Here is a 26,628-nt window from a genome sequence, read left to right as displayed (position 1 = left end):
GACCGCCGTCACCGTCACGCCACTCACGTAAGAAAGCGAGCAGACCGACAGCCATGGCTGAGGCTCAGAACTCCCCGGTGGGCTCCACCACCGCCGGCGCCATCGCGGTGGCCGCCGAGTCGACCGTCGCCACGCGCATGAGCGCGCCCCCCTCCTTCGACGTCGCGGACTTCCCGGTCCCGCACGGCCGCGAGGAGGAGTGGCGGTTCACCCCGCTGGAGCGCCTGCGCGGGCTGCACGACGGCACGGCGGTCGCCACCGGCGACAGCCTGAAGGTCGCGGTGGAGGCCCCCGAGGGCGTCACCGTCGAGCTGGTCGGCCGCGACGACCCCCGGCTCGGCCGGGCCGGCGCCCCCGTGGACCGGGTGGCCGCCCAGGCGTACTCCGCCTTCGAGCAGGCCGGCGTGGTCACCGTCCCCAAGGAGACGGTGCTCACCGAGCCGATCCGGATCAGCGTGCACGGCCAGGGCGGCGTCGCCTTCGGCCACCAGGTCATCGAGCTGGGTGCCTTCGCCGAGGCCGTCGTCGTCATCGACCACACCGGTGACGTGGTCACCGCCGCCAACGTCGAGTACGTCCTCGGCGACGGCGCCAAGCTCACCGTCGTCTCCGTCCAGGACTGGGACGACAAGGCCGTCCACGTCGCCCAGCACAACGCCCTGGTCGGCCGCGACGCCAGCTTCAAGTCCGTGGTCGTCACCTTCGGCGGCGACGTCGTACGGCTGCACCCGCGCGTCGCCTACGCCGGCACCGGCGGCGAGGCCGAGCTGTACGGCCTGTACTTCACCGACGCCGGGCAGCACCAGGAGCACCGCCTCCTCGTCGACCACAACACCCCGCACTGCAAGTCCAACGTCGCCTACAAGGGCGCGCTCCAGGGCGACGAAGCGCACGCGGTGTGGATCGGCGACGTCCTCATCGAGGCCAAGGCCGAGGGCACCGACACCTACGAGATGAACCGCAACCTGGTCCTCACGGACGGCGCGCGGGTCGACTCGGTGCCGAACCTGGAGATCGAGACCGGCGAGATCGTCGGCGCCGGGCACGCGTCCGCCACCGGCCGCTTCGACGACGAGCAGCTCTTCTACCTGATGGCCCGCGGCATCCCGCAGCACGAGGCCCGCCGCCTCGTCGTCCGCGGCTTCTTCGCCGAACTGGTCCAGCAGATCGGTGTCGCCGACATCGAGGAGCGCCTGCTCGCCAAGATCGAGGAGGAGCTGGAGGCCTCGGTCGCATGACGACGACTGCGTTCGTACGCGCCTGCGGGCTGAGCGAGCTGGAGGAGGACACCCCCAAGCGGGTGGAACTCGACGGCACGCCGGTCTCGGTCGTCCGTACCGAGGGAGAGGTGTTTGCGATCTACGACATCTGCTCCCACGCCAACGTCTCGCTCTCCGAGGGCGAGGTGGAGGACTGCCAGATCGAGTGCTGGCTGCACGGTTCGAGCTTCGACCTGCGCACCGGCAAGCCGTCCGGCCTCCCGGCCACGCGCCCCGTCCCCGTTTACCCCGTAAAGATCGAAGGGGACGACGTGCTCGTCTCCCTCACCCAGGAGTCCTGAGGCACCCATGGCAACGCTTGAAATCCGAGACCTGCACGTCACCGTCGAGGCCGACAACGCCACGAAGGAGATCCTCAAGGGCGTCGACCTCACCGTGAAGCAGGGCGAGACGCACGCCATCATGGGCCCCAACGGCTCCGGCAAGTCGACCCTCGCCTACTCCCTCGCGGGTCACCCGAAGTACACGATCACCGGCGGCACCGTCACCCTCGACGGCGAGGACGTCCTGGAGATGTCCGTCGACGAGCGCGCCCGCGCGGGCCTCTTCCTGGCGATGCAGTACCCGGTCGAGGTCCCCGGTGTCTCGGTCTCCAACTTCCTGCGCACCTCCGCCACCGCCATCCGCGGCGAGGCCCCCAAGCTGCGCACCTGGGTGAAGGAGGTCAAGGAGACCATGGAGCGCCTCTCCATGGACCCCTCCTTCGCCGAGCGCAACGTGAACGAGGGCTTCTCCGGCGGTGAGAAGAAGCGCCACGAGATCCTCCAGCTCGAACTGCTCAAGCCGAAGATCGCGATCCTCGACGAGACCGACTCCGGCCTCGACGTCGACGCCCTTCGCATCGTCTCCGAGGGCGTCAACCGCGTCCGCGAGACCGGCGAGGTCGGCACCCTGCTGATCACGCACTACACGCGCATCCTGCGCTACATCAAGCCGGACCACGTCCATGTCTTCGCGGGCGGCAGGATCGTCGAGTCGGGTGGCCCCGAGCTCGCCGACAAGCTGGAGGCCGAGGGCTACGAGGCATACACGAAGGGTGGCGTATCCGCGTGACACAACTGCCGGGCCTCCTCGACACCGAGGCGATCCGCAAGGACTTCCCCGTCCTGGACCGGCTGGTCCACGACGGCAAGAAGCTCGTGTACCTGGACAACGCGGCGACCAGCCAGAAGCCGCGCCAGGTACTGGACGCCCTCAGCGAGTACTACGAGCGCCACAACGCCAACGTCCACCGCGGTGTGCATGTGCTCGCCGAGGAGGCCACGGCGCTGTACGAGGGCGCGCGCGACAAGGTCGCGGAGTTCGTCAACGCGCCCAGCCGCGACGAGGTGATCTTCACCAAGAACGCCTCGGAGTCGCTGAACCTCGTGGCCAACATGCTCGGCTGGGCCGACGAGCCCTACCGGGTGGACCACGAGACCGAGATCGTCATCACGGAGATGGAGCACCACTCCAACATCGTGCCGTGGCAGCTGCTCGCGCAGCGCACCGGCGCGAAGCTGAAGTGGTTCGGCCTCACCGACGACGGCCGGCTCGACCTGTCCAACATCGACGAGGTCATCACCGAGAAGACGAAGATCGTCTCCTTCGTGCTGGTGTCGAACATCCTGGGCACGGTCAACCCGGTCGAGGCGATAGTGCGCCGCGCCCAGGAGGTCGGCGCGCTCGTCTGCATCGACGCCTCCCAGGCCGCGCCCCACATGCCGCTGGACGTGCAGGCACTCCAGGCCGACTTCGTGGCCTTCACCGGCCACAAGATGTGCGGCCCGACCGGCATCGGCGTCCTCTGGGGCCGCCAGGAGCTGCTGGAGGACCTGCCGCCGTTCCTCGGCGGCGGCGAGATGATCGAGACCGTGTCGATGCACTCGTCGACGTACGCCCCGGCGCCCCACAAGTTCGAGGCGGGCACCCCGCCGATCGCGCAGGCGGTCGGTCTGGGCGCGGCCATCGACTACCTCGACGCCATCGGCATGGACAAGATCCTCGCCCATGAGCACGCGCTCACCGAGTACGCGGTGAAGCGGCTGGCCGAGGTCCCCGACCTGAAGATCATCGGCCCCACCACGGCCGAGGACCGGGGCGCCGCGATCTCCTTCACCCTCGGGGACATCCACCCGCACGACGTGGGCCAGGTCCTCGACGAGCAGGGCATCGCGGTCCGGGTCGGCCACCACTGCGCACGGCCGGTCTGCCTGCGGTACGGAATTCCTGCGACCACGCGAGCGTCGTTCTATCTGTACTCCACTCCGGCCGAGATCGACGCTCTGGTCGAGGGCCTGGAGCACGTACGGAACTTCTTCGGCTGAAGGGCGTGAGCTGAGACCGTGAAGCTGGACTCGATGTACCAGGAAGTCATCCTGGACCACTACAAGCACCCGCACGGGCGTGGTCTCCGGGACGGCGATGCCGAGGTGCACCATGTGAACCCGACGTGCGGCGACGAGATCACCCTCCGAGTGAAGTACGACGGCACGACCATCGCGGACGTCTCGTACGAGGGCCAGGGCTGCTCCATCAGCCAGGCCTCGGCCTCCGTGCTGAACGACCTGCTGGTCGGCAAGGACCTGGCGGACGCGCAGAAGGTCCAGGAGACCTTCCTGGAGCTGATGCAGTCCAAGGGCCGGATCGAGCCCGACGACGCGATGGAGGAGGTCCTGGAGGACGCCGTCGCGTTCGCCGGTGTCTCCAAGTACCCGGCCCGGGTCAAGTGCGCCCTCCTGAGCTGGATGGCGTGGAAGGACGCGACGGCCCAGGCGCTGGGTGGCGCCGACGCCGAAAGGAAGACGGCATGAGCGAGACCGTTGAGATGAAGCCGGCCTCGGAGGAAGAACTCCGCGAGGCGCTGTACGACGTCGTCGACCCCGAGCTGGGCATCGACGTCGTCAACCTCGGGCTGATCTACGGCATCCACATCGACGACGCGAACATCGCGACGATCGACATGACCCTGACGTCGGCGGCCTGCCCGCTGACCGATGTCATCGAGGACCAGGCCAAGTCCGCCACGGACGGCATCGTCAACGAGCTGCGCATCAACTGGGTCTGGATGCCCCCGTGGGGCCCTGACAAGATCACGGACGACGGCCGTGAGCAGCTGCGGGCGCTCGGGTTCAACGTCTGACACCGCGTACATGAAGGCGGCGGCACCCTTGCCGGGGTGCCGCCGCCTTCATGTGTCTCAGCTCAGCCCGTCCACGAGGTCGAAGAAGAAGTCCTGGCGGTTGGTCGTGTTGTAGCCGTAGGGGTCCAGACGCAGCTGGAAGTTCTTGTGGCGCAGGGCGTAGTTCGGGTAGTTCACCGACTGGAACAGCACGTCGTCGGAGAACCCCACCTTCTGCGGGCAGAAGGTGGCGTCCTGCCTGAAGAGGTTGCTGCCGTCGTAACTCTCGGCGCGCAGCACGAAGTTCTGGTGGCGCAGGTACAGCCCGTCGTGCGTGGCGAAGGAGTAGCAGGAGGCGTTCGCCAGGCCCTTGACCAGCTCGAAGGTCGAGTCCTCGCGGGACTCGGAGCCGCGGGGCTGGTCGAGGTACACGTAACTGCCGCTCACGTGCCAGTAGCGGTCCGGGTAGTTGACCGAGCGGACCGACTTCTCGGAGGTGCTGGGCTGCTGCCCCGAGCCGCCCGACCCTCCTGAGCTGCCCGAACCGCCGGAGCCGCCGGAGCCGCCCGAACTTCCCTTGGACGGCGTGGACTTGGACGGCTTCGAGCTGGACGGCGAGCTCTTCGGGCCGGTGCCGGACGAGGTGGCTGTCGCGGTGGCGGACGTGGACGAGGTCGGCGAGGTCGCCGACATTCCCGACGTGCCCTTGGGCGCACCGGACGCGTCCGACGCCGACGGCGAGGCGAAGGAGAGCAGGCCGGGGCCGTTGTCGGTGTTCGCGGAGGCCGTGGGACCGGCCGATGACGTCTTGTCAGGGGCGTTGTGGCTGACGGCTATCGCGGTGACGCAGGCGACGACGGTGGCGATGGCCAGCGTGCCCGCCAGCCAGAGTCTTCGGGTTCCGGGAGCCCGGGAGGTGTCGGGGGCCCAGCCGTTCTCCCAGGCGGGATGCGGCGGGGGTTGGGGGGTGGTTTCTGGCATGCGCGTTTCCTCCAGCGGCGCCAAGGCAGCGGCGGCCGGGGGTGTGAAGGTGAGGTGGGTGAACTGTGAAGCAATGGTGGATCACAGAGGTGCACACACTAGTGGAGCCATGAGGCTCGGGGGAGCCGTTTCAGCTAGCGGTTTCTGTGAGCATTAAACATCTTCGTGTGGCGAACGGGGGTGCGAACGCCGTTCCCGGTGCTTTCCGGTCGCCCGCTCGCCACTTCGCCGTTATGTACAGTCGTACACATCGTTGCGTACCCTCGTACACATGGGATATCTGACGCTCGCCGGCGCCATAGCCGCCGAGGTCGCCGCGACGACGGCGATGAAGTACGCGGACGGCTTCAGCAGGCTCTGGCCGTCGCTGCTGACGGCGGTGGGATACGTCGTCTCGTTCCTGCTGCTGGCCGAGACGCTCAAGTCCGTGTCGATCGGCACGGCGTACGCGATCTGGTCCGGCGTCGGCACCGCCGCCATCGCCGTACTGGGCCTGCTCCTGTTCGGGGAGACGCTGACCCCGGTCAAGGTGGCCGGGATCGTGCTGATCGTCGGGGGAGTGGTGGTCCTGAACCTGGGAGGCGCGCACTGATGCCCCGCCGTTACGACCCCGACCGCCGCCAGCGGATCATCGAGGCCGCGATCCGCGTGGTCGGCGAGAAGGGACTCGCCGGGCTGAGCCACCGCACGGTCGCCGCCGAGGCGGACGTACCGCTCGGCTCCACGACGTACCACTTCAAGACCCTCGACGAGCTGATGGTGGCCGCGCTGCGCCAGGCCAACGAGGGCTTCGCCAAGACGGTCGCCGCGCACGGCGGCCTGGCCGACCCCGCGGCGGACCTCGCCACCGCCCTCGCGCGCATCCTCGGCGACTGGCTGAGCGGCGACCGCACCGCCGTGGAGCTGGAGTACGAGCTCTACCTGGCCGCCCTGCGCCGCCCGGCCCTGCGCCCGGTCGCCGCCGAGTGGGCCGACGACCTCGCCGAGCGGCTCGCCCACCGCACCGACCCGGTCACGGCGCGGGCGCTGGTCGCGCTGATGGACGGGATCTGCCTCCAGGTGCTGCTGACGGGGACGCCGTACGACGAGAGGTACGCGCGAGAGGTCCTGGGGCGCGTGATTCCCTGAGCGGAACGCGTCCGTCGCTCCCTCCCCGCCGAAGAAGTCCGGGGCACCGTGAACCCTTCGGCGGGCATCGGGGAACAGGGGGCGACACACACGCACCGACGCACCAGGGGGAGCCCCACGTGAGCGGACCGCCGCCGGCCACGGCACAGGCGGGGGACGACGCGGACATCGTCGCCCAGTCACTGGAACAACCAGAGCTCTTCGCCCGGCTCTACGACCGCTACGCGCCCGACATCCACCGGTACGCGGCCCGCAGGCTCGGCGACACCGCGGCCGACGACGTCACCGCCGACACCTTCCTCGTCGCCTTCCGCATCCGCTCCCGCTACGACCTCGCACGCCCCAACGCGCGCCCCTGGCTGTACGGCATCGCCGGCAACCTGATCGGCAAGCAACGCCGGGCCGAGGTGCGGGCACTCAAGGCGCTGGCGCGCACCGGGCACGACCCGGTCGCCGCGTCCTGGAGCGAGTCCTGGGTCGAGCACACCGACAACCGGATCGACGCCCAGGGACCGCTCGCCGGCGCCCTCGCCGCACTGACGGCGGGCGACCGGCACGTCCTGCTGCTCGTCGCCTGGGCCGACCTCACCTACCAGGAGGTCGCCGAGGCGCTGGACATCCCGGTCGGCACGGTCCGCTCCCGGCTCAACCGGGCCCGGCGCAAGGTACGTACGGCGCTGGGCGCCGATCCGGCATTCGTGCGCGACACCGCGGAGGTGGTCTAGCGATGGACGAGATGACCGAGGTGCGCGCGCTGCGCGCCCACGCGCCGGTCCCCGACCGGGCACGGCTGGCGCCGGGACGCGCCCGGCTGACCGACGCGGCACGGGACGGGGAGCGACGGCGGGCCCTGTGGTGGCGGCGGGAGTTCGCGATCGTCGCGGTCGTTGCCGCGGTGACCGCCGTGGCCGTCACCGCGGCCCTGCTGGCGGGCGGGAGCGGCACGGGACGCAGGGTCCAGCCCGCGACGCCGCACATCGACCTGAAGGGGCTGAGCGCGCACGACTTCCTGGAACGGGCGGCCGACGCGCTGGACAAGCAGCCGGCGGGCACCGAGCCCTCCGGGAAGCAGTGGGTCTACGCGACCGTGGCGGGGGGAGGGCCCGACGGGGACCTGACCTCCGAGTACTGGAACCGGTACGACGGCGAACAGCGGGCCGATCGCCCGGCGGTCGGCGATTCCGGGATCACGATCAGCCGGGGACATACCGCGCGCCGCGGGCTGGAGGACTACGACTCGCCACGTGAGGTGTACCGATTCATGGCCTCACTGCCGGCCGACGGCGAGGGGACGCTGCGGGCGCTCCGCAAGAGGAACGCCGTCCCGAACAGCACGGTGGCCGGAGCCGCGGCCCGGACGTGGGACGACTACGCCGAGATCAACGCCCTCCTCCAGGCGGACTTCGTGCCGCCCGCGGGGCTGGCCTCCCTGTACCGCGCCCTCGCGCTCCTGCCCTACGGGAGCGTCACCGATCACCTGGTCGAGACGGTCACCGGCCGCAAGGCCGTCGCCCTGACCCAGGACGTCGTCGGCGTCGGCCCGGGCCTGCTCCCGAAAAGGGCCGACGGCACGCCCAGGATGGCCAAACAGACGCTGATCGACCCGCTGACCTTCCACGTCGTGGGCTGGCGCACGCTCGTGGAAGGCAAGGTCGCCGACACGCAAGAACGGCTCACGACCGCGGTGGTGGACAAGGCAGGCGAGCGCCCCTGACACCACCCCCCTGACCCGGGCGGCCCGCACCACGGGGGAGTGCGGGCCGCCCGGCGCATCCTCACGGCCCGCCCCCTGAGACGCCCCGCACGCTGGTTCGCCTCGCAGGCCCCCGGCCGGTTAGGTTGCCCTCATGACCGACACGACTGCTCCCCGCCCCACCGGTGCCGCCGCCGCCGGCCTCGCCACGATCGCCGCCGACGGCACCGTCCTCGACACCTGGTTCCCCGCCCCCGAGCTGGTCGCCGAGCCCGGCCCGGCCGGCACCGAGACGCTCTCCGCCGAGCGGGCGGTGGAACTCCTCGGAGAGGGCGCGGCCCAGGCGATCGGCCCGGACCCCCGCCGCAACGTCGAGGTCGTCGCGGTCCGTACGGTCATCGCCTCGATCGACGAGAAGCCGATCGACGCCCACGACGTCTACCTGCGCCTGCACCTGCTCTCGCACCGGCTGGTCAAGCCGCACGGCCTGAGCCTGGAGGGCCAGTTCGGCTTCCTCGCCAACGTCGCCTGGACCTCGCTCGGCCCGGTCGCCGTCGACGAGATCGAGACGGTCCGGCTGAACGCCCGCGCCGAGGGACTGCACCTCCAGGTCACCTCGGTCGACAAGTTCCCGCGGATGACCGACTACGTCGTCCCGAAGGGCGTGCGCATCGCGGACGCCGACCGGGTCCGCCTGGGCGCGCACCTCTCCGAGGGCACCACCGTCATGCACGAGGGCTTCGTCAACTTCAACGCCGGCACGCTCGGCACGTCGATGGTCGAGGGCCGCATCTCGGCCGGCGTCGTGGTCGGTGACGGCTCGGACATCGGCGGCGGCGCCTCCACCATGGGCACGCTGTCCGGCGGCGGCAACGTCATCATCTCCATCGGCGAGCGCTGCCTGATCGGCGCCGAGGCGGGCGTCGGCATCGCCCTCGGCGACGAGTGCGTGGTCGAGGCCGGCCTGTACGTCACCGCGGGCACCCGCGTCACCATGCCCGACGGCCAGATCGTCAAGGCCCGCGAGCTGAACGGCGCCTCCAACATCCTCTTCCGCCGCAACTCGGTCTCCGGCGCCGTCGAGGCCCGCCCGAACAACGCGGTGTGGGGCGGGCTGAACGAGATCCTGCACAGCCACAACTGACGCACGGCGGGGCCCGTGCCTGCCGTGGCCGCCCCGTCTGTCGGTCGTCGCCGAGCGCCCTTCCATGGTCCGAGAACGGTCCGGGGGAGGGCGCTCACCGTTTTCCGCCGGGCGGGGCATCGGGCTGTTTCCCCGCTTGCGGAGCGGCTGCGACAGCTGCGCCGGCGACCGTTCCCGCCTCCGGGCGCGTGGGGGCTGGTCGCGCAGTTCCCCGCGCCTCTTGCGGGGCGCAGTCACCTGGTCCGGCGCCCCCCCCGGATGCCCAGGACGGGCGGGGGAGGGGATGGGACGCTGGAGAGAAGGGCCCCGGTCGGCCGGAGGACACGCGCCGAGCGTCGCCAGGCGGCCCTACCGCGTGGATCCGGCCCGGGACCGCGCGACCAGCGAGGAAGGCAGGTGCGTCCCATGCGCACGTCGACCCGTATCGCCGGTGCTCTCACCGGCCTGACCCTCACCCTCGGCGGAGCGGTCCTCGCCGCTCCGGCGGCCCGGGCGGACATCCCCGCCTGCACGCGGATGGCCGAACTGGCGGGTGCCACCGTTTCCGGCTCCGTCACGGCGGCCTGCGGCCGTGGCGTGTCCGGAGACCTGCAGAGTTGTGTGACCGGGCTGACCGGTGCCGGAGTGGCGGGCGGCGCCGCGACCGCTGCCTGCCGGGCGGCGGCCCACGAACCGCGCTAGAGGACCGCGCAGCCCTGCCTCGCGGGCCTCATGCGGAGCACCCATGCTGAGGAGGAGGGCGCCGTCGTCTTGAGACCCGTCCTTCCCGAAGGCCGAACGAAGGCGCCTGAGAGAAGGAGGAAGTCATGCGCATGCGAAGAATCCTGGGCCTCGCCCTGGCCGCGGCAACCCTTGCAGTCGTGAGCGCCGTCGGCGCCGCCGGCGCCGGGGCCGCCTCGTCTCCGAACATCACCAGGGACGACTGCACGGCCGCCGGCGGACAGGTCGTCGCACGCCCCTACGCCGGCTACGTCTGCACGCTGCCCGACGGGACCACACAGGCGATCACCTGACCGCTCGGCGCACGGCGGGGCGAGTCCGGCCGGTGCGTCCGGGGCGGTGGTCCGGCCTCCCGTACGAGACGGCGCCGTAGCGGCAACCACCGAGGAGCCGACCGGCACGGTACACCCGCCGGTCGGCTCCGCCGTGCTCCGCGACGGCCCCGGGGACGACTCCGTCGTTCGGCCCATCAAGGGCACCGGCCGCAACGCCGAAAGGGACCAGGCGGAGTCGCCCCGCCCTCGCGTTCCGGCACACCTCCGCGCCCCTGGCCGCCCCGATCCCGGCCGACAGGCCCGGAGGAGATCCCGCATGCGCGTCTTGCTGCCGCTGACCGCCGTCACCACCGCCGCGCTCCTGCTCGTCACGGGCACCGGCGCGACCCCCGCCGGGGCGGTCCGGGACCCCGGCGGCACACCGCTGGTCAGGGTGTCCGACGGCGACCCGTACGCGAAGTGCACCGTCGGGGCGAGATCCCCCGACAGCGTCGTTTATCCGGGCACCGAGGTCGAGCCGTACCTGTCCGTCGATCCGCGTGACCCGAAGCGCGTGGTCACCGTGTTCCAGCAGGACCGCTGGAACGACGGCGGCGCCCGTGGCCTGGCGGCAGCCTGGACCACGGACGGCCGCACCTTCCACCGGAGCACGCTGCCGTTCAGCCTGTGCGCCCCCGGCGGCGCGGACTACGAACGGGCCACCGACCCCTGGGTGAGCACCGGACCGGACGGCACGGTCTACGCCGGCGGGGAGGGCGTCGACTTCACGAAGAGCACGCGCACCGCCCTCCTGGCCGCCACCTCCCGCGACGGCGGCCGTACCTGGCGGAACCTCACCACCACGCACGTCGACGAGCAGCCGTTCTTCAACGACAAGCCCACACTCACCGCCGACCCGGTCCGCAAGGGCACCGCCTACCAGGTCTGGAACCGCCTCGACAACGACCCGCCCGGCCCCAGCTCCCTCGACGGCCCCGGCTTCATCTCCCTCACCCGCGACGGGGGCCGCACCTGGAGCGAGGCCCGGCCGTTCGTCGACACCGGCGCCGTGCCCAACACCCAGACCATCGGCCACCAGATCGTCGTCGACCGGCGCACCGGCACCCTGTACGACTTCTTCGACCGGATCACCTACGCCGACGACCTGACCACCGTCGCCGAGGCCCGCTACCAGATGGTCACCTCGACCGACGCCGGAGAGAGCTGGAGCGCTCCGGTCACCGTGGCCCGGGACACCTCCGTACCGGAGGTCGACCCGAACGACCCCGCCAAACTGCTGCGCGACGGGACCACGCTGCCGAGCCCGGCCGTGGACCCCGGGTCGGGCACGCTGTACATGGCCTACGAGGGCTCGGACTTCTCCGGCGGCGAGTTCGACTCCGTGCAGCTCGTGCGGTCCGGCGACGGCGGACGCACCTGGGGGAGGCCGGAGTTGATCAGCCCCGGGGGCGTTCCGGCCTTCTCGCCGTCGATCGCGGTCACGGAGCAGGGGACGGTCGCGCTCACCTACTACGACCTGCGCTTCCTCAAGCCCGGCGACACCACCACCCTGCCCACCGCCTACCAACTGGCCACGCTCCGGCACGGAAACCCGAGGCTGCGGACCGAACGACGGATCTCGCGGGTCTTCGACTGGCTGCAGGCGCCGTTCGCCGGGGGCTACTTCCTCGGCGACTACCAGGGCCTGGCGGCGGACGGCAAGGGAGTACGGGCGGTGCTCACCGAGACGAACTCCGGCGCACCACGGAACCGTACGGACGTGTACAGCGGCGGTTTCCCCACCCGCTGACCGACGCGCACGCCCCGCGGCGCGTGGCCGCGGGGCTCCCCTTTCAGGGATTGCCTCGGTTGGGGCACCAGCCAGCCTGATCTTCACCCATCCGGGTGGCACGCCATGGTGCGCCATTCGGGTGAAACCGTGAACCGGTATCCCGGGACACCGGCCGCCGATCAGGCGGCAGCCGGCTCGGCGCACTCCTCGTACACCGCCCGCAGCCGGTTCGCCGTCTCCCGGTCGGCGGCCCGCAGCGGTGCCCGTACCGGGCCCGCCGGCAGGCCGAGCCCGGCGAGCAGCGCCTTCGCCGTGACCGTGCCCGGCAGGTCCGCCGCCATCATCGCCTCGATCAACGGCGTGGCCCGCAGCTGGAGTTCGGCGGCCCGGGTGGTGTCGCCCGCGTCGAACGCGTCCAGGATCGCGGCGACCCGGGACGGGACGACGTTGGCCACCGTGCTCACGCAGCCGGCCGCCCCCACCGCGTACAGGGCGAGGATGTGCTCGTCGCAGCCCGCGTAGTACGCCAGGTCCGTGCGCGCCAGCACCTTCTGGGTGCCGAGGAAGTCGTACGAGCAGTCCTTCACGGCCACGATCCGGGGGTGCGCGGCGAGCCGGACCAGCGTCTCCGGCTCGATCCGGGTGCCGGTGCGGCCCGGGATGTCGTACAGCATCACCGGGAGCCCGCTCGCGTCGGCCACCTGAAGGAAGTGCGCCTCCAGAGCGTCCTGCGGGGGCCTGCTGTAGTACGGCGACACCACCAGGACGCCGTCCGCGCCCGCCTTCTCGGCCGCGAGCGTGAGCTCGACGGTGTGCAGGGTGTCCGCGGTGCCCACGCCCGCCACCACCGCGACCCGCTCTCCCACCGCCGCCCGGACGGCCGCGATCAGCTCGGCCTTCTCCGTGTCCGTCGTGGTCGGCGACTCGCCCGTGGTGCCGTTCAGCACCAGGCCGTCGCAGCCCTCCGCCACCAGATGCGCGGCCAGCCGCCGCGCGCCGTCGAGGTCGAGCGTGCCCGCTTCGGTGAAGGGGGTGACCATCGCGCAGAGGGTGCGGCCGAACGGGCGGGGCGGACGGACGGTGCCGTGTGGGTTCGTCATGGGAGTAGTCTCGGCGGCACGAAAGCTTAGCTCTACTTAATTCTTCTACGTGATACGGCTTAGCGATGCTAAGTCGTCGAGTCGGCGGGCGTCCGAGGCCCTGTGTCCAACTCCGCCCCTCATGGGCCACTATGGGCCGGACGGTCACCGACGGCAGGTCATGGGTCATTGGGAGGCACCATGAGGCTGGGCAAGGCACTGGCCACCGGGGTCGCTGAGGAGCGGTCGCCCCTTCACGACGACGTACCCGAGTTCATCGAACGCCCCGAATCCTCCGAAGTGAGCCAGGAGGCTCAGGGGATCCGCGAAGCCCGGGGCGCGTCCGAAGAGGCCCCGGCCGCCCGATGAGGTGGTGGCTCCCGGCGGAACGGCCGACGGAGCCGCCGACCGGCTACAAGATCGCCCACGCGATGCTGTCCCAGGACGGTGCGCGGGCCGGGTTCACCGGTGTGTCGCTGGGCGGCGCGCTGCCGTACGGAGTGCTGGACGACGCGTCCTGCGTCTACGGCCGACGGCATCGCCCGCCCGCGCGGCTGTGCGACTGCGGCTTCCACTGCGTGCACGAACGCGAGGTCGCCGAGGCCCTGTTGTGCACCGCCGAGCACCGGGCGGCCGTGCTGCTCGAAGTCTCCGTCCTCGGTGCGTACATCCGCTTCGAGCGTGGCTTCCGCTACGCCCGGCAGCGGGTGCGGACCGCGACCGTGGGGCCGTGCGCCTGCGGTGCGCCGGCCGTCGCGTTCGCCGACGCGGGCTGGGGCAGGCCTGGTTGGCGCGCCCTGGCGGCCACCTGTGCGGGCTGCGTACGCGCGCGTACGTCCGTCTCGCTCGCCGGGTTCGCCCGGCTGGCGGGGCAGGGGCAGGGGCTGTGGGTGATCGGCGGAGGCGCGGGGCGCCGTGACGGCCGTCCGGCGGCGGAGGCGGCCGGGGCGGAGGCGGGGGAAGGCTTCGGGGTGCCCGAGCTGGTCGCGGAGGCGGCCCTGTTGCAGGCCCGCCTCGACTGGTTCCAGAGCCAGCTGGCCCGGCTCGGTGACCGGGGTGACCGGGATGACCGGGGCGGACGGGGCGAGCAGGACTGAGTGCCGGTGGCGGCGACAGCCCCCAGGGTCGGCCGCCACCACCGAAAATTCCGTTCACATGGACAAAAAAAGTTTTCGGTGAGACGGTGGGGCCATGCTGGACGTCACCGTGATCGAGGACCCCGAGGCAGCGGCCGTTTCGCTGGACCCCGTACGGGCCAGGCTGCTCGCCGAACTGGCCGACGCGCCCGCGTCGGCCGCGATGCTGGCCGGCCGGATCGGGCTGCCCCGGCAGAAGGTGAACTACCACCTGAAGACGCTGGAGCGGCACGGCCTGGTCGAGCTGGCGGGAGAGCGGCGCAAGGGCAACGTCACCGAGCGGCTGATGCGCGCGACCGCCGCGTCGTACGTCATCTCGCCGGCCGCACTGCCCGCCGTGCAGCCGGACCCGGACCGGTTCCGCGACCAGCTCTCCGCGCACTGGCTGCTCGCGCTCGGCGCGCGCCTGGTGCGCGACGTCGGCATGCTGGTCAGCGGGGCCGCCAAGGCCCGCAAGCGGCTGGCGACCTACGCGCTGGACGGCGAGGTCCGCTTCGCCTCCGCCGCCGACCGTGCGGCCTTCGTGCAGGAGCTGACGGCGGGCGTGAGCGCGCTCATCCGCAAGTACGACGCACCCGACGCGGAAGGCGGCCGGGACCACCGGATCGTGGTCGCCGTCCATCCCACGGTCAAGGACCGGCCCACCCCCGAGCTGGAACAGTAGGCGGCAGGAGCCCCATCATGTCCAAGGAATTCGAGATCGCCCGCGAGTTCGAGGTCGACGCGACACCCGGAGAGGTGTGGGAGGCGATCACGAACGGGACCGGCGGCTATCTGTGGCCGATGCAGCCGCCCGAGCCCCGGGTGGGCGGCACGGCGGCCTTCGGGTCCACCGTCGCCGCCTACGACCCGCCGCACCACCTGGTCACCCGCAGCGAGGACGTCGGCTTCCCGACGCAGAGCGCCAACCAGCTGGAGCACGTCATCGAGGAGCGCGACGGCGGCCGTCGCGCCTGGGTGCGCTACGTGCACAGCGGGATCTTCACCGACGACTGGGACAACCAGTACGACGGCGCGAGCCGGCACACCGACTTCTACCTGCACACCCTGCGCGAGTACCTCACCCGCTTCGCGCCACGGCCGGTCACCTTCGCCCAGCTGAACGGGCCGGAGGCGTCCCGGGCGCCGGACGCCTTCACCGCCGTGGGCCGCGCCCTCGGCCTGCCGGACGACCTGGCCGCGGGCGCGAAGGCGAGCGTCCGGGGGCCGGCCGGGCGGGCGCTGGAGGCGGTGGTCGACTACCGCGACCCGTACTTCGTCGGGCTGCGCACCGAGGACGCCCTCATCAGGTTCTTCGGACGCAACCACTGGGGCGCCCCGGTCGGCATCAGCGTCCACGACTTCGCGCCGGACGCCGATGCCGAGGCCAACGAGACCGCCTGGCAGGACTGGCTGAACGGGGTGTTCAGCCAGTCCTGAGCAGCCTGCGGCCGGTTACGGGCGGAAACGCAGTACCTGCGGGTCGTGGTCGCTGATCTGGTCGTGGAACTCCGAGTTGATGTGCACGCTGTCGTACTCGAAGTCGCCCTTGCCCCGGATCTGCTTGCTGATCAGGATCTGGTCCAGGACCTGCTCGTTGCCCTGGTAGTCGTAGGTGTAGCGCTCCTTGGTCGGCAGCGACTGGATCGCCGACCAGAGCGCGCCGTGGCTCTCCAGGATCTTGGTGGTGCCGGAGAAGTCGAAGTCGTTCATGTCGCCGAGCGCGATGACCTCGGCGTCCTTCTGGACGTCGAGGATGCTCCGGACGAACGCGTTGACCAGCGTCGCCTGCGCGTGGCGCTGGGTCTCCGAGCTGCGCACCACCGGCTGGTACTGCGCGGTCAGCCCCTGGTCGCCGCCCTTGGAGTTCAGGTGGTTGGCGATCACGAAGACCGTCTTGCCCTGGAAGACGAACTCACCGGCGAGCGGCTTGCGGCTGGCCGTCCAGGCGGTGTTCGCCGGGTCGACACGGCCGGGGGAGGCCGTCAGCTGGGCCTTGCCGTGCACCTTGGTGACGCCCACCGCGGTGGTGGAGTCGCCGCCCGCGCGGTCGACGAAGGAGACCCGCTCCGGGTTGAACAGGAAGACCTGGCGGATGTTGCCGCCGGGCTCGCCGCCGTCCTGGTCGTTGACCGGGTTGATGGAACGCCACTGGTACTTCGGGCCGCCGGCCGCGACGATCGCGTCGATCAGCTTGTTCACCGTCACGTCGGCGGCGACCGTGCCGTCGTCCGTCGCGCCGTTGTTGTCCTGGATCTCCTCCAGGGACACGATGTCGGGCGACTGGAGGTTGTTCACGATCGCGGACGCGTGTGCGGCGAAGGTGCCGTCCGAGGGGTCGAGGTTCTCGACGTTGTAGGTCGCCACCGCCAGCTGGCCGTGCGACTGCTTCTTCGTCGTCTCGCGCTGCAGGCCACCGCTCTTCAGGGTGCCCAGCGTGCTCGCGACCAGGGTGTAGCCGCCGTACTGGTTGTAGTCCATCGGGCCGGTCGTGGCGCCGGCCAGGGTGTCGCCGACGTTCGCCACCGGGAAGTCCGCGGTCGAGCCGAGGGACTGGATCTGCAGGCGGCCGGTGTTCTGGTCGCGGTAGGAGCGGTACAGCGAGCCGCCGCGGTTGGTGCGGTTCTCGTGCGGCTTCACCGTGACCCACAGCTCGGCGTACGGGTCGGTGGCGGTGACCACGCGGGCGTTCTCGACCCGGACGTTCATGCCCTCCAGGGACTCGTAGTAGTCCAGGGCGTACTTCTTCGGCTGGAGGGTCAGGCCGTTGACCGAGTTGCTCGCGGCCGGGTCGCCCGCCGGGGTGTACGCGCTCGGCACCGACTTCTTGTCGATCACCACCGGGGCCGGGACCGCGTTGCCGGTGGAGACGGTGGTGACCGTCGGCTTGGTGATCTCGGTCAGCGACTGGTTGCCGGTGGAGGCGCCGCCCGGGACGTACTCGGAGACCGTGCCGGTGACCGTGACGGAGTCGCCGACCGCGACCTTCGGGGTCGAGCTGGTGAAGACGAAGACGCCCTCGCTGGTGGCCGGGTTGTCGTCCGGCGTCGGATCCTGGATCCAGAAACCTCTGGAGGAGCCGTAGGTGCGCGTACCCGTGACGATGCCGGGCACGTCCGTCACCTTCTGGCCGGCGTACGGCGAGGTGCGGGTGGTGCCCTGGACGTCGTGGATGCGCAGCCCGTCGGCCTGGGCGGGCGAGGTGAGGGCGACGGTGGAGGCCGCGCTGCAGACGGCGGCGACGGTGAGCGCGGCGAGACGCGCGGAAGACCTGCTCGGCAAGGGAATCCCTCCGGGGACATACGGAAGCGCCGGGACGAGGGCGGTTTATGGAGCGTTCATGACACGTTCATGTATGTCATGCGACGCGGATATGACACGCGTAGACGTCGAGTGAACAGTTGTCCCCCCGTTTTCTACGCGCGTCAATCTCCTGCCTGGCCGCGGTAGTTGTCAAGGTTTCAGCCATGTACGGGGCCGGGCGGGGAGATGAACCGGGCGGCATGGGTGGAAATCCGTCTAGGCTGAGCGGCTGAGCCGTACGGCGTCCAGGTGGTCGTACGGCCGTCGATACGGTGTCCATGTCGCCGTACGACCGTTGAGGCGTCCGAGGAGAACCAGCCGATGTCTGACAGCGCCCCCCTGCCCCCGGTGCGGTTGCGTTCCGAAGCGGAGCTGGCGCACGCCGCGCTGTCCACGCCGTTGCTCACCCGGGCCGCCCGGCTCGCCCGCTGGGCAGGCCCCGACACCCGCGTGGACGCAGGTGGCGAGCTGGTCGAGGAACAGCTCCCGGCCGCCGCCGAGGCGCTCGGGCTCACCGGGGAGGACGCCGTCGCCTACGCCGGCGAGGCCTGGCGGGTCGCCGTGGACGCCGGCCTGGTCGAGATCGCCGACGAGGAGGCCGGGACGGTGGCGGCGGGGGAGGAGCTGGCGCTGCTCACCGGGGGCTCGCCGCACGACGTCCTCGCGGTGTGGCAGGCCGCGCTGGAGACCGTGATCGCGGACGCGAGCGTGCCCGACCTGGACGGGATTGTCGACGCGCTCGACGAGGGCGGCGAGGTCGATTTCTCGTCACTCGGCTGGGACCCCCAGGCGGAGGCGGACTTCCTCGACGGCGTCCTCGGCAACCTGTACCTGCTGACCGTGAGCGAGGGCGGTCCCGGCGAGGCGCCGGTGCCGCTGCCCGCGCTCGCCGCGTCGATGATCGTGCCCAGCGACATGGGGGAGCCGACCAACGACGTCCTCGAACAGGTCTCCGACGCGATGATGCGGCTCGACGACCAGTTCCGCCTGCTGGAGCCGGTCGGGCTGGTGGAGTACCAGCCGGTCGACGAGGCGCTGATGGCCGACGCCGAGGAGGAGCCGGCGGCGGGCCCGGTCGACGAGGCCGACGTCTCCCGCTACGGCATGGTGCGGCTCACCCCGCTCGGCGCCTACGGGCTGCGGGCGCGGCTGCTGGAGGCCGGGTTCGCGGCGCCGGCGGTCGGGGAGCTCGCCGACAAGGGCGCGGACGCGCTGCTCGACGGCACGGCGGCGTTTCCGCAGGGGGCCGCGCAGGCCGAGACCGAGCAGTGGCTGGCCCGCCGGGAGTCCCTCGCCGCGGCCCGGGAGCTGCTGGCCGCCGCGCGCGGTGCGGACGCGGGTGCCCCGCTGCGGCGGCTCCGCTGCCAGCAGGCGCTCTCCCTGCTCGGCGCCGAGGCCGAGCCCGCCCTCCGCGAGGTCCTCGACGACCCCGAGCTGGGCGGCCTGGCGAGGGTCTGGCTGGCCGAACGCGGCGCGCCGGACGTGCCCGCCCCCTCCCAGGACATGATCTTCTGGCTGACCATCGACACGGTGGCCGCACAGCTGGCCGCCGAGGGGAACTCCGAGGAGCTCCAGGCGCTGGTGGAGGGCCTCGCCCAGCAGCACAGCGGCTTCTTCGCCGAGGCGTGGCGGGTCGGCCACCCCGACACGGCCGACGTCCTCGAAGCGATGGGCCGCCTCCACCCGGACAAGAGGGTGGCCAAGGAGGCCCGCAAGGCGGCGTTCAAGGCGCGGTCCCAGCACGGGGGGTAGCGGCCGAAGGGGCGAACGCGCCGTCGCGGCGGGCGTGAAGTGGCTGTGGGGAACCGTTGCCCTCTGTGGGGTTCTCTTGGGGCGGGCTTTTGGGTGACGTGGGGCCGGGCTTACGGATTCATGGAACTTACGGCCGCGATGTCGCCCTGCGTTCAACCGGTGTTCAGGGGTGGGCGGGAGCGTGTGCGCCGAGTTGAGGTCCGCCACCCTCCACGGCACTCCGACCGTCACAGGAGACACCATGTCGCTCACCCGCAGGGACTTCACGACGAAATCCGCGATCACCGGGGCCGGTGTCGCGCTGGCGGGCAGCGTCGGCGCGCTCGCCACCGCCCCCAACGCCCTCGCCGCCACCGACATCGAGGCGGCCGGGTCGGCGCACGGGCACGGACACGGCGGTGTCGGCTACGGGCCGCTGGTCGAGGACCCCGACGGCATCCTCGCGCTCCCCGCCGGCTTCACGTACGAGATCATCACCTACAGCGGCAGGACCAGGCTGGAGTCGGGCGAGTTCACCCCCTCCAACCACGACGGCACCTCCACCTTCGACGGCCCGCGCGGCGCCACCCTCCTCGTCAACAACCACGAGCTGGCCGGTGCCCGCGCCAACTGGCCGTACCCGGTTCCGCTCACCGAGGGCCTCGTCTACGACCCGGCCGCGGCCGGCGGCTGCACGGTCGTCGAGGTCCGCCCCGGCGGGCACGTCGCCGAGTGGGTCGGCATCGCAGGCACCGCCACCAACTGCGCGGGCGGCAACACCCCCTGGGGCACCTGGCTGACCTGCGAGGAGACCGAGGACAAGGCCGGCACCAACGGCTTCACCAAGGACCACGGCTACGTCTTCGAGGTCGACCCCGAGGACCGCAGGGCCAACCGGAACCCCAAGCCCCTCAAGGCGCTCGGCCGTTACGCCCACGAGGCCGTCGTCGTCGACCCCAAGCGCGGCCACCTGTACCTGACCGAGGACGCCTCCAACCCGAACGGCCTGCTCTACCGCTGGACCCCGCCCGAGCACTTCCACCACGGGCACGGCAGGCTGCGCACCCTCGGCGACGACGCCGGCACGCTCCAGGCGTTCAAGTGCTTCGACTCCGGCGGCCAGTTCGTCGACGACCTCTCCCGCGCCACGAAGATCGGCACGGTCTACGGCGTCGACTGGATCGACGTACCGGACCGCGACGCGAAGACCACCTCCGTGCGCAAGCAGTTCACCACCGGCCAGGTCACCCGCGCCCGCAAGCTGGAGGGCATGTGGTGGGGCGACGGCGGCGTGTACATCGTCTCCTCCTACGCCCGTGCGGAGAGCCCCGTCCAGCACGACGGCTCGGTGTGGTTCTACGACCCCAAGCGCCGCACCCTCACGCTCAAGGTCCGCATCGGCGTCAACCCGGACCCGTCCGTGGAGGGCAACTTCGACGGCCCGGACAACATCACCGTCTCCCCGTACGGCGGCCTGGTCATCGCCGAGGACGGCGAGGGCCTCCAGCACCTGTTCGGCGCCACCGACAGCGGCCGTACCTACCCCATCGCCCGCAACGAACTCAACATCGGCACCGAAGACGACCCCGAGTACAGCGAGTTCACCGGCGTCACCTTCTCGCCCGACGGCCGGACCCTGTACGCCAACATCCAGACCCCGGGCATCATGCTCGCCATCACCGGTCCCTGGAAGCGCCAGCAGCGCGGCTAGTTAATTCGCTCGCCCGGCCCGCGGCCCCCCTCCTAAGGTTGTACACGTCCAGGTGCGAAGGCAGGACCTACTTCCACTGATAATGGGGCGGTCGCGGGTTCGAGTCCCGCCACCGGTACAACGTGCCGGTGTAGCTCAGGGGTTAGAGCACCTACGTCGGTTCCGCCGGCTTCGATCTCTGGACACCGAAAACTTCATGCACCTCCCGGTGCGTGTTCTTGACCTCGGGAGGCGCAGCTCAAGGTGGGTGTCCGGTGCGAAGACAGCGGGTACTTCGGGGACTGGTGGGGGTGAATCCCTCATGCGGGTTCGAATCCCGTCATCGGCTCGGGGCCGATGTGGCGGAACGGAAGACGCGCCAGTTATAAGCAACCGCAGTCGATTTCGACCTCGGACACCCTCCTGTTGCCGCGCCTCCTCCCAGACTCCATTGAATTCGGGGGGAATTCACCATGGCGCGATTCAACACCAAGGCGGCCCGGGCGCAGCCCACTTCGCGGGTCACCTCCACGGGACGCGTGCTTCGCACCTACGAGGGCGGCCGTGGCCGGGAGCGGGACGCGCGGTCCGAGCTCTTCCTGCTCGCCGTCGCCAACTTCGTCTCGCAGCGGACCTTCTACGAGTCCGGCGCGGACCGCGACGACCGCTTCGCCACGCTCCTGCGTGAGCTCGCCGTCACCGACCCGGCCTGGACGGCCGGTCTGCTCGGCTGGCTGCGCGGCGAGGGCAACATGCGGACCGCCTCGATCGTGGGCGCCGCCGAGTACGTGCACGCCCGCCTGACCGCGGGCGCCACCGACGGCCCCTCGAACCGTCAGGTCGTCGCCTCCGTGCTCCAGCGGCCCGACGAGCCCGGCGAGCTGCTCGCCTACTGGACGGCGACCTACGGCCGTGCCGTTCCCAAGCCCGTCAAGCGGGGGATCGCCGACGCCGTACGGCGGCTGTACCACGGCAAGTCGCTGCTCAAGTACGACACCGCGTCCAAGGGGTACCGCTTCGGCGACGTCCTCAACCTGGTGCACGCGGCGCCGGACCCGGACAAGCGGTGGCAGGGCGAGCTGTTCCGGTACGCCCTGGACCGGCGGCACAACCCGGACAGCGCCGTACCGCCCGTGTCGAGCCCGGTGCTCGGCGCGCACCGTGAGCTGATGGCACTGCCCGTCGGGCAGCGGCGTGCGGTCGTCGCCGGGCCCGGTGGCGCCGAGCGGCTCGCGGCGGCCGGCCTCACCTGGGAGGCGCTGGCCGGCTGGCTCCAGGGCCCGATGGACAAAGCCGCGTGGGAGGCGGTCATCCCGTCCATGGGGGCCATGGCGCTCGTCCGCAACCTGCGGAACTTCGACGAGGCCGGTGTCTCCGACGAGGTCGCGGCCACCGTCGCGGCCCGCATCGGCGACCCGGCGGAGGTGGCGCGGTCGCGGCAGTTCCCGTTCCGGTACCTCGCCGCGTACCAGCACGCGCCGTCGCTGCGCTGGTCGTACCCGCTGGAGCGGGCGCTCGGTCACTCGCTGGCCAACGTGCCCGCGCTGCCGGGGCGGACGCTGGTGCTCGTGGACCGTTCGGGCTCGATGTTCTACTCGCGGCTGTCCGAGCGCTCGGAGCTCAACCGGGCCGACGCGGCGGCGATCTTCGGCACGGCGCTCGCGCTGCGGGCCGCGGACGCGGACCTCGTCGAGTTCGGTACGACGAGCAGGCGGCTGGCGTTCGGCGAGGGCGAGTCGGTGCTGAAGGTCCTGGGCCGCTTCGGCGACCTGGGCGGCACCGACACCACCTCGGCGATCCGCTCGCACTACCGGGGACAGGACCGGGTGCTGATCGTCACCGACGAGCAGTACGCGTTCAACCGGCACGGCGACCCGACCCGGCAGGTCCCGGCGCACGTACCGGTCTACACCTGGAACCTGGCCGGCTACCGGGTGGGCCACGGCCCGTCGGGCAAGGGCAACCGGCACACCTTCGGCGGCCTCTCGGACGCGGCCTTCCGCATGGTCCCCCTGCTGGAGGCGGCCCGGAACGCCGCCTGGCCGTGGGAGACGGCTGCGGCCTGACCGCCGCCCTCCGATCGTGACCCGCACCTTCACGGGGGGTGCGGGTCACACCCGTGCCCGCCACCCCCTTGCCCTCGCCCCCTACTGATATCTAACATTTCAATTCATGGAGGCCCTACGACCCGTCGCCCGTACCCTGCTCCGCGACCGCGCGTACACCGCGATCCGGGACGCCATCGTCGCCGGGGACATCGAACCGGGCGCGGTGGTGCGCGACGCCGAGTTCGCGGAGCGGCTGGGGCTGTCCCGGGCGCCGGTGCGGGAGGCGTTCGCACGGCTCGTCGACGAGGGGCTCCTGGAGAGCAAGCCGCAGAGCTACACCCGGGTCACGCCGGTCGTGGCCGCCGAGGTACGGGACGCGGCGGCCGTGGTCGGGGCCATGCACGAGCTGGTCACGCGGGCCGCCGTGCCCCTGCTGGGGGACGCCGACCTGGACCGGATGCGGGTGGCCAACGTGCAGTTCGCCGCCGCCGTGCAGGCCGGTGACGTGGACGGGGCGCTGCGCGCCGACGACGAGTTGCACGACGTCCTGGTCCGGGTGGCCGGCAATCGCGCGGCTGCCGCCACCGTGGCCCGCTACACCCCGCTCATCCGCCGCCTGGAGCGCCGCCGCTTCGGCGAGGGCGGCTCCTGCCGCTCGACCGGTCTGCACGAACGGCTGATCGCGGCGTGTGCCGCCGGTGACACGGAGGCGGCGGTCCGGGTCACGGCGGAGATCTGGCGCAGCCTCGCCGACCTGGCCGACCCCGACTGACCCCAGGAGCTTCCATGTCCCTTTCCTCCTACGCCCGTTACCCCCTCCTCTTCGGCCCCTCGCCCGTGCACCCCCTGGAGCGCCTCACCGCCCACCTCGGCGGCGCCGCGCTGTGGGCCAAGCGGGAGGACTGCAACTCCGGGATCGCGTACGGCGGGAACAAGACGCGCAAGCTGGAGTACCTGGTCGCGGACGCGCTCGCCAAGGGCTGCGACACCCTCGTCTCCATCGGCGGGGTGCAGTCCAACCACACCCGCCAGGTCGCCGCCGTCGCCGCCCGCGCCGGGCTCAGGTGCGTGCTGGTGCAGGAGAGCTGGGTGGAGTGGCCGGACTCGGTCTACGACAAGGTTGGCAACATCCTGATCAGCAGGCTGGCCGGGGCGGACGTACGGCTGGTCCGGGCCGGGTTCGGCATCGGCTTCAAGGAGAGCTGGGAGCTGGCGCTGCGCGAGGTCGAGGAGTCCGGCGGCAAGCCGTACGCTATTCCGGCCGGCGCCTCCGACCACCCGCTCGGCGGCCTCGGCTTCGCCGGCTGGGCGTACGAAGTCGCCGAGCAGGAACAGCAGTTGGACGTCTTCTTCGACACGGTGATCGTCTGTTCGGTGACCGGGTCGACGCAGGCCGGCATGGTCGCGGGGTTCGCCGCGCTTCAGGAGGCGGGCGGCCGGGAACGCCGGGTGATCGGCATCGACGCGTCGGCCAAGCCCGCCGAGACCCGCGAGCAGGTGGCCCGGATAGCCCGGCGCACCGGCGAACTCATCGGGGTCGAGGGTGAGTTGACCGTGGAGCTGGACGACCGCTACCACGCCGGCGTCTACGGCGTCCCGGACGACACCACCCTCGCGGCGATGCGGCTGGCCGCCCGCACCGAGGGCATGGTCACCGACCCGGTGTACGAGGGGAAGTCGATGGCGGGGATGGTCGACCTGGTGGAGCGGGGCGAGATCGGCGCCGACTCGACGGTGCTGTACGCCCACCTGGGCGGGCAGCCGGCGCTGAACGCCTACAGCGCCTTGTTCTAGCCGGTGTGCGCCAGTGGTCGACTGCGGCGCCGTCGTGGTTGCTCGCGCAGTTCCCCGCGCCCCTGAAGGGGCGCTCACCCCAGCGCCCTGCTTTTAGGGGCGCGGGGAACTGCGCGACCAGCCCCCACGCACCGGCAGCCGGCGCACGGCCCGCACGGCGCGTGCAGCTAGTCCCCCTGCTTCCGTGGCGTCGTGATGACGAACCCCGCCACCAGCAACGCGGCCACCGCGACCAGGGAGCCGATGCCGAAGGCGCGGGCCGCGCCGTGGGTGAGGATGTCGGCCGGGGTGCCCGTCGCGTGGCGGGTCGCCGTGCCGTAGACCGTGACCAGGACGGCGAGTCCGAGGGTGCCGCCCAGCCACTGCAAGGTCTGCAGCAGGCCGGAGGCGGCGCCCGCCTCCCGCGGCCCGATGCGGGCGAGGATCGTCGCGTTGAGCGGCATGAAGCTCAGGCCGACGCCCACGCCGAGCAGCAGCAGCGGACCGAGCAGCCCGGTGGCGTAGCCGTCGCCGGGCCGCAGCCGCCACAGCCAGCCGCCGGCGGCGACGAGCAGGGTGATGCCGGTCAGCAGGATCGGCTTGGCACCGAAGCGGGCCAGCAGCTTCGGCAGCAGCCGCACCACGGTGAACATGGCCAGCGTCATGGGCAGGAACGCGAACCCGGCGCGCAGCGGGCTGTACTCCAGGACCTGCTGGCAGATGAGGGTGAGGAAGTAGAAGGCGCCGAACATGCCCGCCGGCAGCAGCATCAGGGTGAGATAGCCGCCCGCCCGGTCCCGGTCGGCGAACAGCCGCAGCGGCATGATCGGCTGGCCGGCCCGGGACTCGACCAGGGTGAAGCCGAGGAGCAGCGCGACGGCGCAGCTGAAGCCGAGCAGGGAGCGGGTGTCGGTCCAGCCGTCCTCGGAGACCCGGATGAACGCGTACACCAGCGAGGTCATCCCGGCCGTCCCGGTCAGCGCGCCCGTGAGGTCGAAGCGGCCCGCGTGGCGCGGGGTCTCGGCGACGAACCGGGGCAGGGCCAGGAAGAGGGCGATGCCGATCGGCACGTTGATGAGCAGGGCCCAGCGCCAGGAGGCCCAGGAGGTGAGCATGCCGCCCAGGACCAGGCCGACGGAGCCGCCGATGCCGGCCACGGAGGAGTAGATGCTCAGGGCGTGGTGGCGGCGCGGGCCCGGGGGGAAGTTGGTGGTGATCAGGGCCAGGGTGCTGGGCGCGATCAGCGCGGCACCGGCGCCCTGCAGCGCCCGCGCCGCGAGCAGCCAGCCGCCTTCCGCGGCGAGGCCGCCGAGCAGCGAGGACAGTGCGAACAGCAGTGCCCCGGCGCCGAGCGCACGGCGGCGGCCGGCGATGTCGCCGACGCGCCCGCCGAGCAGCAGCAGGCCGCCGAAGGCGAGGGTGTAGGCGTTGAGCACCCAGGACAGGCCGGTCCGGCTGAACCCCAGGCCCTGCTGGATGTCGGGCAGCGCGACGTTGACGACGGTGGCGTCGACGCCGACCATCATGTAGGCGGTGACGATGACGAGGAGAGCGGTGCCGAGCCTGGCGGGGTGCGCGGAGTCCGGCGGGGCGGCGGCGGTGGACGGGGCGGACGGGCTGGACGGGGCGGACATGAGGTTCTCCCGGTCTGTGCGTCCCCGGCGCGGGCATGGTGAAGTACGGGCAGGTGGACTGCCCGTGGCGCACACACGCAGCACACGGCGATAAGCGGGGACTGTCTCCGTTTAGTCTTCGATAAGATACGGAGAGAGTCCCCGGTTCGCAAGGAGTAACTGG

Annotated in this window: 26 protein-coding genes; 22 read left to right on the top strand and 4 right to left on the bottom strand. The window is 71.6% G+C overall.

The window, feature by feature from the left end:
* Positions 1–53 precede the first annotated feature (53 nt).
* Genes sufD through AB0D74_RS06945 form a run of 6 tightly spaced genes read left to right on the top strand, consistent with a single transcriptional unit; the run spans position 54 to position 4,401 of the window.
* Positions 54–1,238, top strand: coding sequence for a Fe-S cluster assembly protein SufD (gene sufD / locus AB0D74_RS06970; protein ID WP_362581331.1), 1,185 nt, complete (start codon positions 54–56; stop codon positions 1,236–1,238).
* Positions 1,235–1,561, top strand: coding sequence for a non-heme iron oxygenase ferredoxin subunit (locus AB0D74_RS06965; RefSeq protein WP_362581330.1), 327 nt, complete (start codon positions 1,235–1,237; stop codon positions 1,559–1,561). Before sufD ends, AB0D74_RS06965 begins: the two co-directional genes overlap by 4 nt.
* A gap of 7 nt (positions 1,562–1,568) precedes the next feature.
* Positions 1,569–2,333 carry a Fe-S cluster assembly ATPase SufC gene (gene sufC / locus AB0D74_RS06960; RefSeq protein WP_362581329.1) on the top strand — a complete coding sequence of 255 codons (765 nt, stop codon included), beginning with the start codon at positions 1,569–1,571 and terminating at the stop codon, positions 2,331–2,333.
* Positions 2,330–3,586 (top strand): cysteine desulfurase, encoded by a 1,257-nt coding sequence (locus AB0D74_RS06955; RefSeq protein WP_362581327.1) that lies wholly within the window; start codon positions 2,330–2,332, stop codon positions 3,584–3,586. The genes sufC and AB0D74_RS06955 overlap by 4 nt, the downstream gene beginning before the upstream one ends.
* An 18-nt stretch (positions 3,587–3,604) precedes the next feature.
* Positions 3,605–4,072, top strand: a complete 468-nt coding sequence (gene sufU / locus AB0D74_RS06950) for a Fe-S cluster assembly sulfur transfer protein SufU (protein WP_362581325.1) — start codon at positions 3,605–3,607, stop codon at positions 4,070–4,072.
* Positions 4,069–4,401 (top strand): metal-sulfur cluster assembly factor, encoded by a 333-nt coding sequence (locus tag AB0D74_RS06945; RefSeq protein ID WP_351485771.1) that lies wholly within the window; start codon positions 4,069–4,071, stop codon positions 4,399–4,401. Before sufU ends, AB0D74_RS06945 begins: the two co-directional genes overlap by 4 nt.
* Positions 4,402–4,458: 57 nt before the next feature.
* Here AB0D74_RS06945 and AB0D74_RS06940 read toward each other — a convergent pair whose 3' ends face one another.
* A complete protein-coding gene (locus tag AB0D74_RS06940; RefSeq protein WP_362581323.1) occupies positions 4,459–5,361 on the bottom strand; it encodes an AbfB domain-containing protein in 903 nt (300 codons plus the stop codon).
* Between the two features lie 271 nt (positions 5,362–5,632).
* On the opposite strand from AB0D74_RS06940, the gene AB0D74_RS06935 reads away from it, so the two are divergent.
* From AB0D74_RS06935 to AB0D74_RS06900, 8 genes are all read left to right on the top strand, one after another.
* Complete coding sequence (locus AB0D74_RS06935) at positions 5,633–5,953, top strand: multidrug efflux SMR transporter (protein ID WP_362581321.1); 321 nt, start codon at positions 5,633–5,635, stop codon at positions 5,951–5,953.
* On the top strand, positions 5,953–6,489 hold the full coding sequence (locus AB0D74_RS06930; protein ID WP_362581319.1) for a TetR family transcriptional regulator: 537 nt from the start codon (positions 5,953–5,955) through the stop codon (positions 6,487–6,489). Before AB0D74_RS06935 ends, AB0D74_RS06930 begins: the two co-directional genes overlap by 1 nt.
* A gap of 119 nt (positions 6,490–6,608) precedes the next feature.
* Positions 6,609–7,214, top strand: coding sequence for a sigma-70 family RNA polymerase sigma factor (locus tag AB0D74_RS06925; RefSeq protein ID WP_362581317.1), 606 nt, complete (start codon positions 6,609–6,611; stop codon positions 7,212–7,214).
* A gap of 2 nt (positions 7,215–7,216) precedes the next feature.
* Entirely contained in the window at positions 7,217–8,203 is a 987-nt protein-coding gene (locus AB0D74_RS06920; RefSeq protein WP_362581315.1) for a CU044_5270 family protein, read from the top strand.
* A 133-nt stretch (positions 8,204–8,336) separates the two neighbouring features.
* A complete protein-coding gene (gene dapD, locus AB0D74_RS06915) occupies positions 8,337–9,326 on the top strand; it encodes a 2,3,4,5-tetrahydropyridine-2,6-dicarboxylate N-succinyltransferase (protein WP_362581313.1) in 990 nt (329 codons plus the stop codon).
* Between the two features lie 405 nt (positions 9,327–9,731).
* Complete coding sequence (locus AB0D74_RS06910; protein ID WP_362581311.1) at positions 9,732–10,007, top strand: hypothetical protein; 276 nt, start codon at positions 9,732–9,734, stop codon at positions 10,005–10,007.
* Positions 10,008–10,132: 125 nt separating this feature from the next.
* A complete protein-coding gene (locus AB0D74_RS06905) occupies positions 10,133–10,339 on the top strand; it encodes a hypothetical protein (protein WP_362581309.1) in 207 nt (68 codons plus the stop codon).
* A gap of 298 nt (positions 10,340–10,637) precedes the next feature.
* Complete coding sequence (locus tag AB0D74_RS06900; protein ID WP_362581307.1) at positions 10,638–12,110, top strand: sialidase family protein; 1,473 nt, start codon at positions 10,638–10,640, stop codon at positions 12,108–12,110.
* 161 nt (positions 12,111–12,271) lie between these two features.
* Here AB0D74_RS06900 and dapA read toward each other — a convergent pair whose 3' ends face one another.
* Positions 12,272–13,192: a 4-hydroxy-tetrahydrodipicolinate synthase gene (gene dapA / locus AB0D74_RS06895; protein ID WP_362581306.1), complete on the bottom strand. Its 921-nt coding sequence runs from the start codon at positions 13,190–13,192 to the stop codon at positions 12,272–12,274.
* A 344-nt stretch (positions 13,193–13,536) separates the two neighbouring features.
* Between dapA and AB0D74_RS06890 the strand changes: the two genes are divergently transcribed.
* The 3 genes from AB0D74_RS06890 to AB0D74_RS06880 all read left to right on the top strand — a co-directional run bounded on the left by AB0D74_RS06890 (position 13,537) and on the right by AB0D74_RS06880 (position 15,726).
* The gene (locus AB0D74_RS06890; RefSeq protein WP_362581304.1) at positions 13,537–14,268 is read left to right on the top strand and encodes a hypothetical protein; all 732 of its coding nucleotides are present in this window, start codon (positions 13,537–13,539) and stop codon (positions 14,266–14,268) included.
* A gap of 94 nt (positions 14,269–14,362) precedes the next feature.
* A complete protein-coding gene (locus AB0D74_RS06885; RefSeq protein ID WP_362581302.1) occupies positions 14,363–14,971 on the top strand; it encodes a helix-turn-helix domain-containing protein in 609 nt (202 codons plus the stop codon).
* A 17-nt stretch (positions 14,972–14,988) separates the two neighbouring features.
* The gene (locus AB0D74_RS06880; protein ID WP_362581300.1) at positions 14,989–15,726 is read left to right on the top strand and encodes an SRPBCC domain-containing protein; all 738 of its coding nucleotides are present in this window, start codon (positions 14,989–14,991) and stop codon (positions 15,724–15,726) included.
* A gap of 15 nt (positions 15,727–15,741) precedes the next feature.
* Here AB0D74_RS06880 and AB0D74_RS06875 read toward each other — a convergent pair whose 3' ends face one another.
* Positions 15,742–17,568 (bottom strand): endonuclease/exonuclease/phosphatase family protein, encoded by a 1,827-nt coding sequence (locus AB0D74_RS06875; protein WP_362581298.1) that lies wholly within the window; start codon positions 17,566–17,568, stop codon positions 15,742–15,744.
* Between the two features lie 342 nt (positions 17,569–17,910).
* On the opposite strand from AB0D74_RS06875, the gene AB0D74_RS06870 reads away from it, so the two are divergent.
* The 5 genes from AB0D74_RS06870 (at position 17,911) to AB0D74_RS06850 (ending at position 24,852) form a co-directional block, all read left to right on the top strand.
* On the top strand, positions 17,911–19,341 hold the full coding sequence (locus AB0D74_RS06870) for a hypothetical protein (RefSeq protein WP_362581296.1): 1,431 nt from the start codon (positions 17,911–17,913) through the stop codon (positions 19,339–19,341).
* A gap of 241 nt (positions 19,342–19,582) precedes the next feature.
* Positions 19,583–21,031 (top strand): alkaline phosphatase PhoX, encoded by a 1,449-nt coding sequence (locus tag AB0D74_RS06865; protein ID WP_362581294.1) that lies wholly within the window; start codon positions 19,583–19,585, stop codon positions 21,029–21,031.
* A 452-nt stretch (positions 21,032–21,483) separates the two neighbouring features.
* Positions 21,484–23,076, top strand: coding sequence for a TROVE domain-containing protein (locus AB0D74_RS06860; protein WP_362581292.1), 1,593 nt, complete (start codon positions 21,484–21,486; stop codon positions 23,074–23,076).
* 106 nt (positions 23,077–23,182) lie between these two features.
* Complete coding sequence (locus AB0D74_RS06855; RefSeq protein ID WP_362581291.1) at positions 23,183–23,830, top strand: GntR family transcriptional regulator; 648 nt, start codon at positions 23,183–23,185, stop codon at positions 23,828–23,830.
* 14 nt (positions 23,831–23,844) lie between these two features.
* Entirely contained in the window at positions 23,845–24,852 is a 1,008-nt protein-coding gene (locus AB0D74_RS06850; protein ID WP_362581289.1) for a 1-aminocyclopropane-1-carboxylate deaminase, read from the top strand.
* Positions 24,853–25,019: 167 nt separating this feature from the next.
* On the opposite strand, the gene AB0D74_RS06845 is transcribed toward AB0D74_RS06850, so the two are convergent.
* Entirely contained in the window at positions 25,020–26,465 is a 1,446-nt protein-coding gene (locus AB0D74_RS06845; RefSeq protein ID WP_362581288.1) for an MFS transporter, read from the bottom strand.
* Between the last annotated feature and the right edge of the window lie 163 nt (positions 26,466–26,628).

The organism is Streptomyces sp. NPDC048278, assembly GCF_040652195.1.
GTDB lineage: Bacteria > Actinomycetota > Actinomycetes > Streptomycetales > Streptomycetaceae > Streptomyces.
This window is presented reverse-complemented; position numbering and strand designations above follow the sequence as displayed.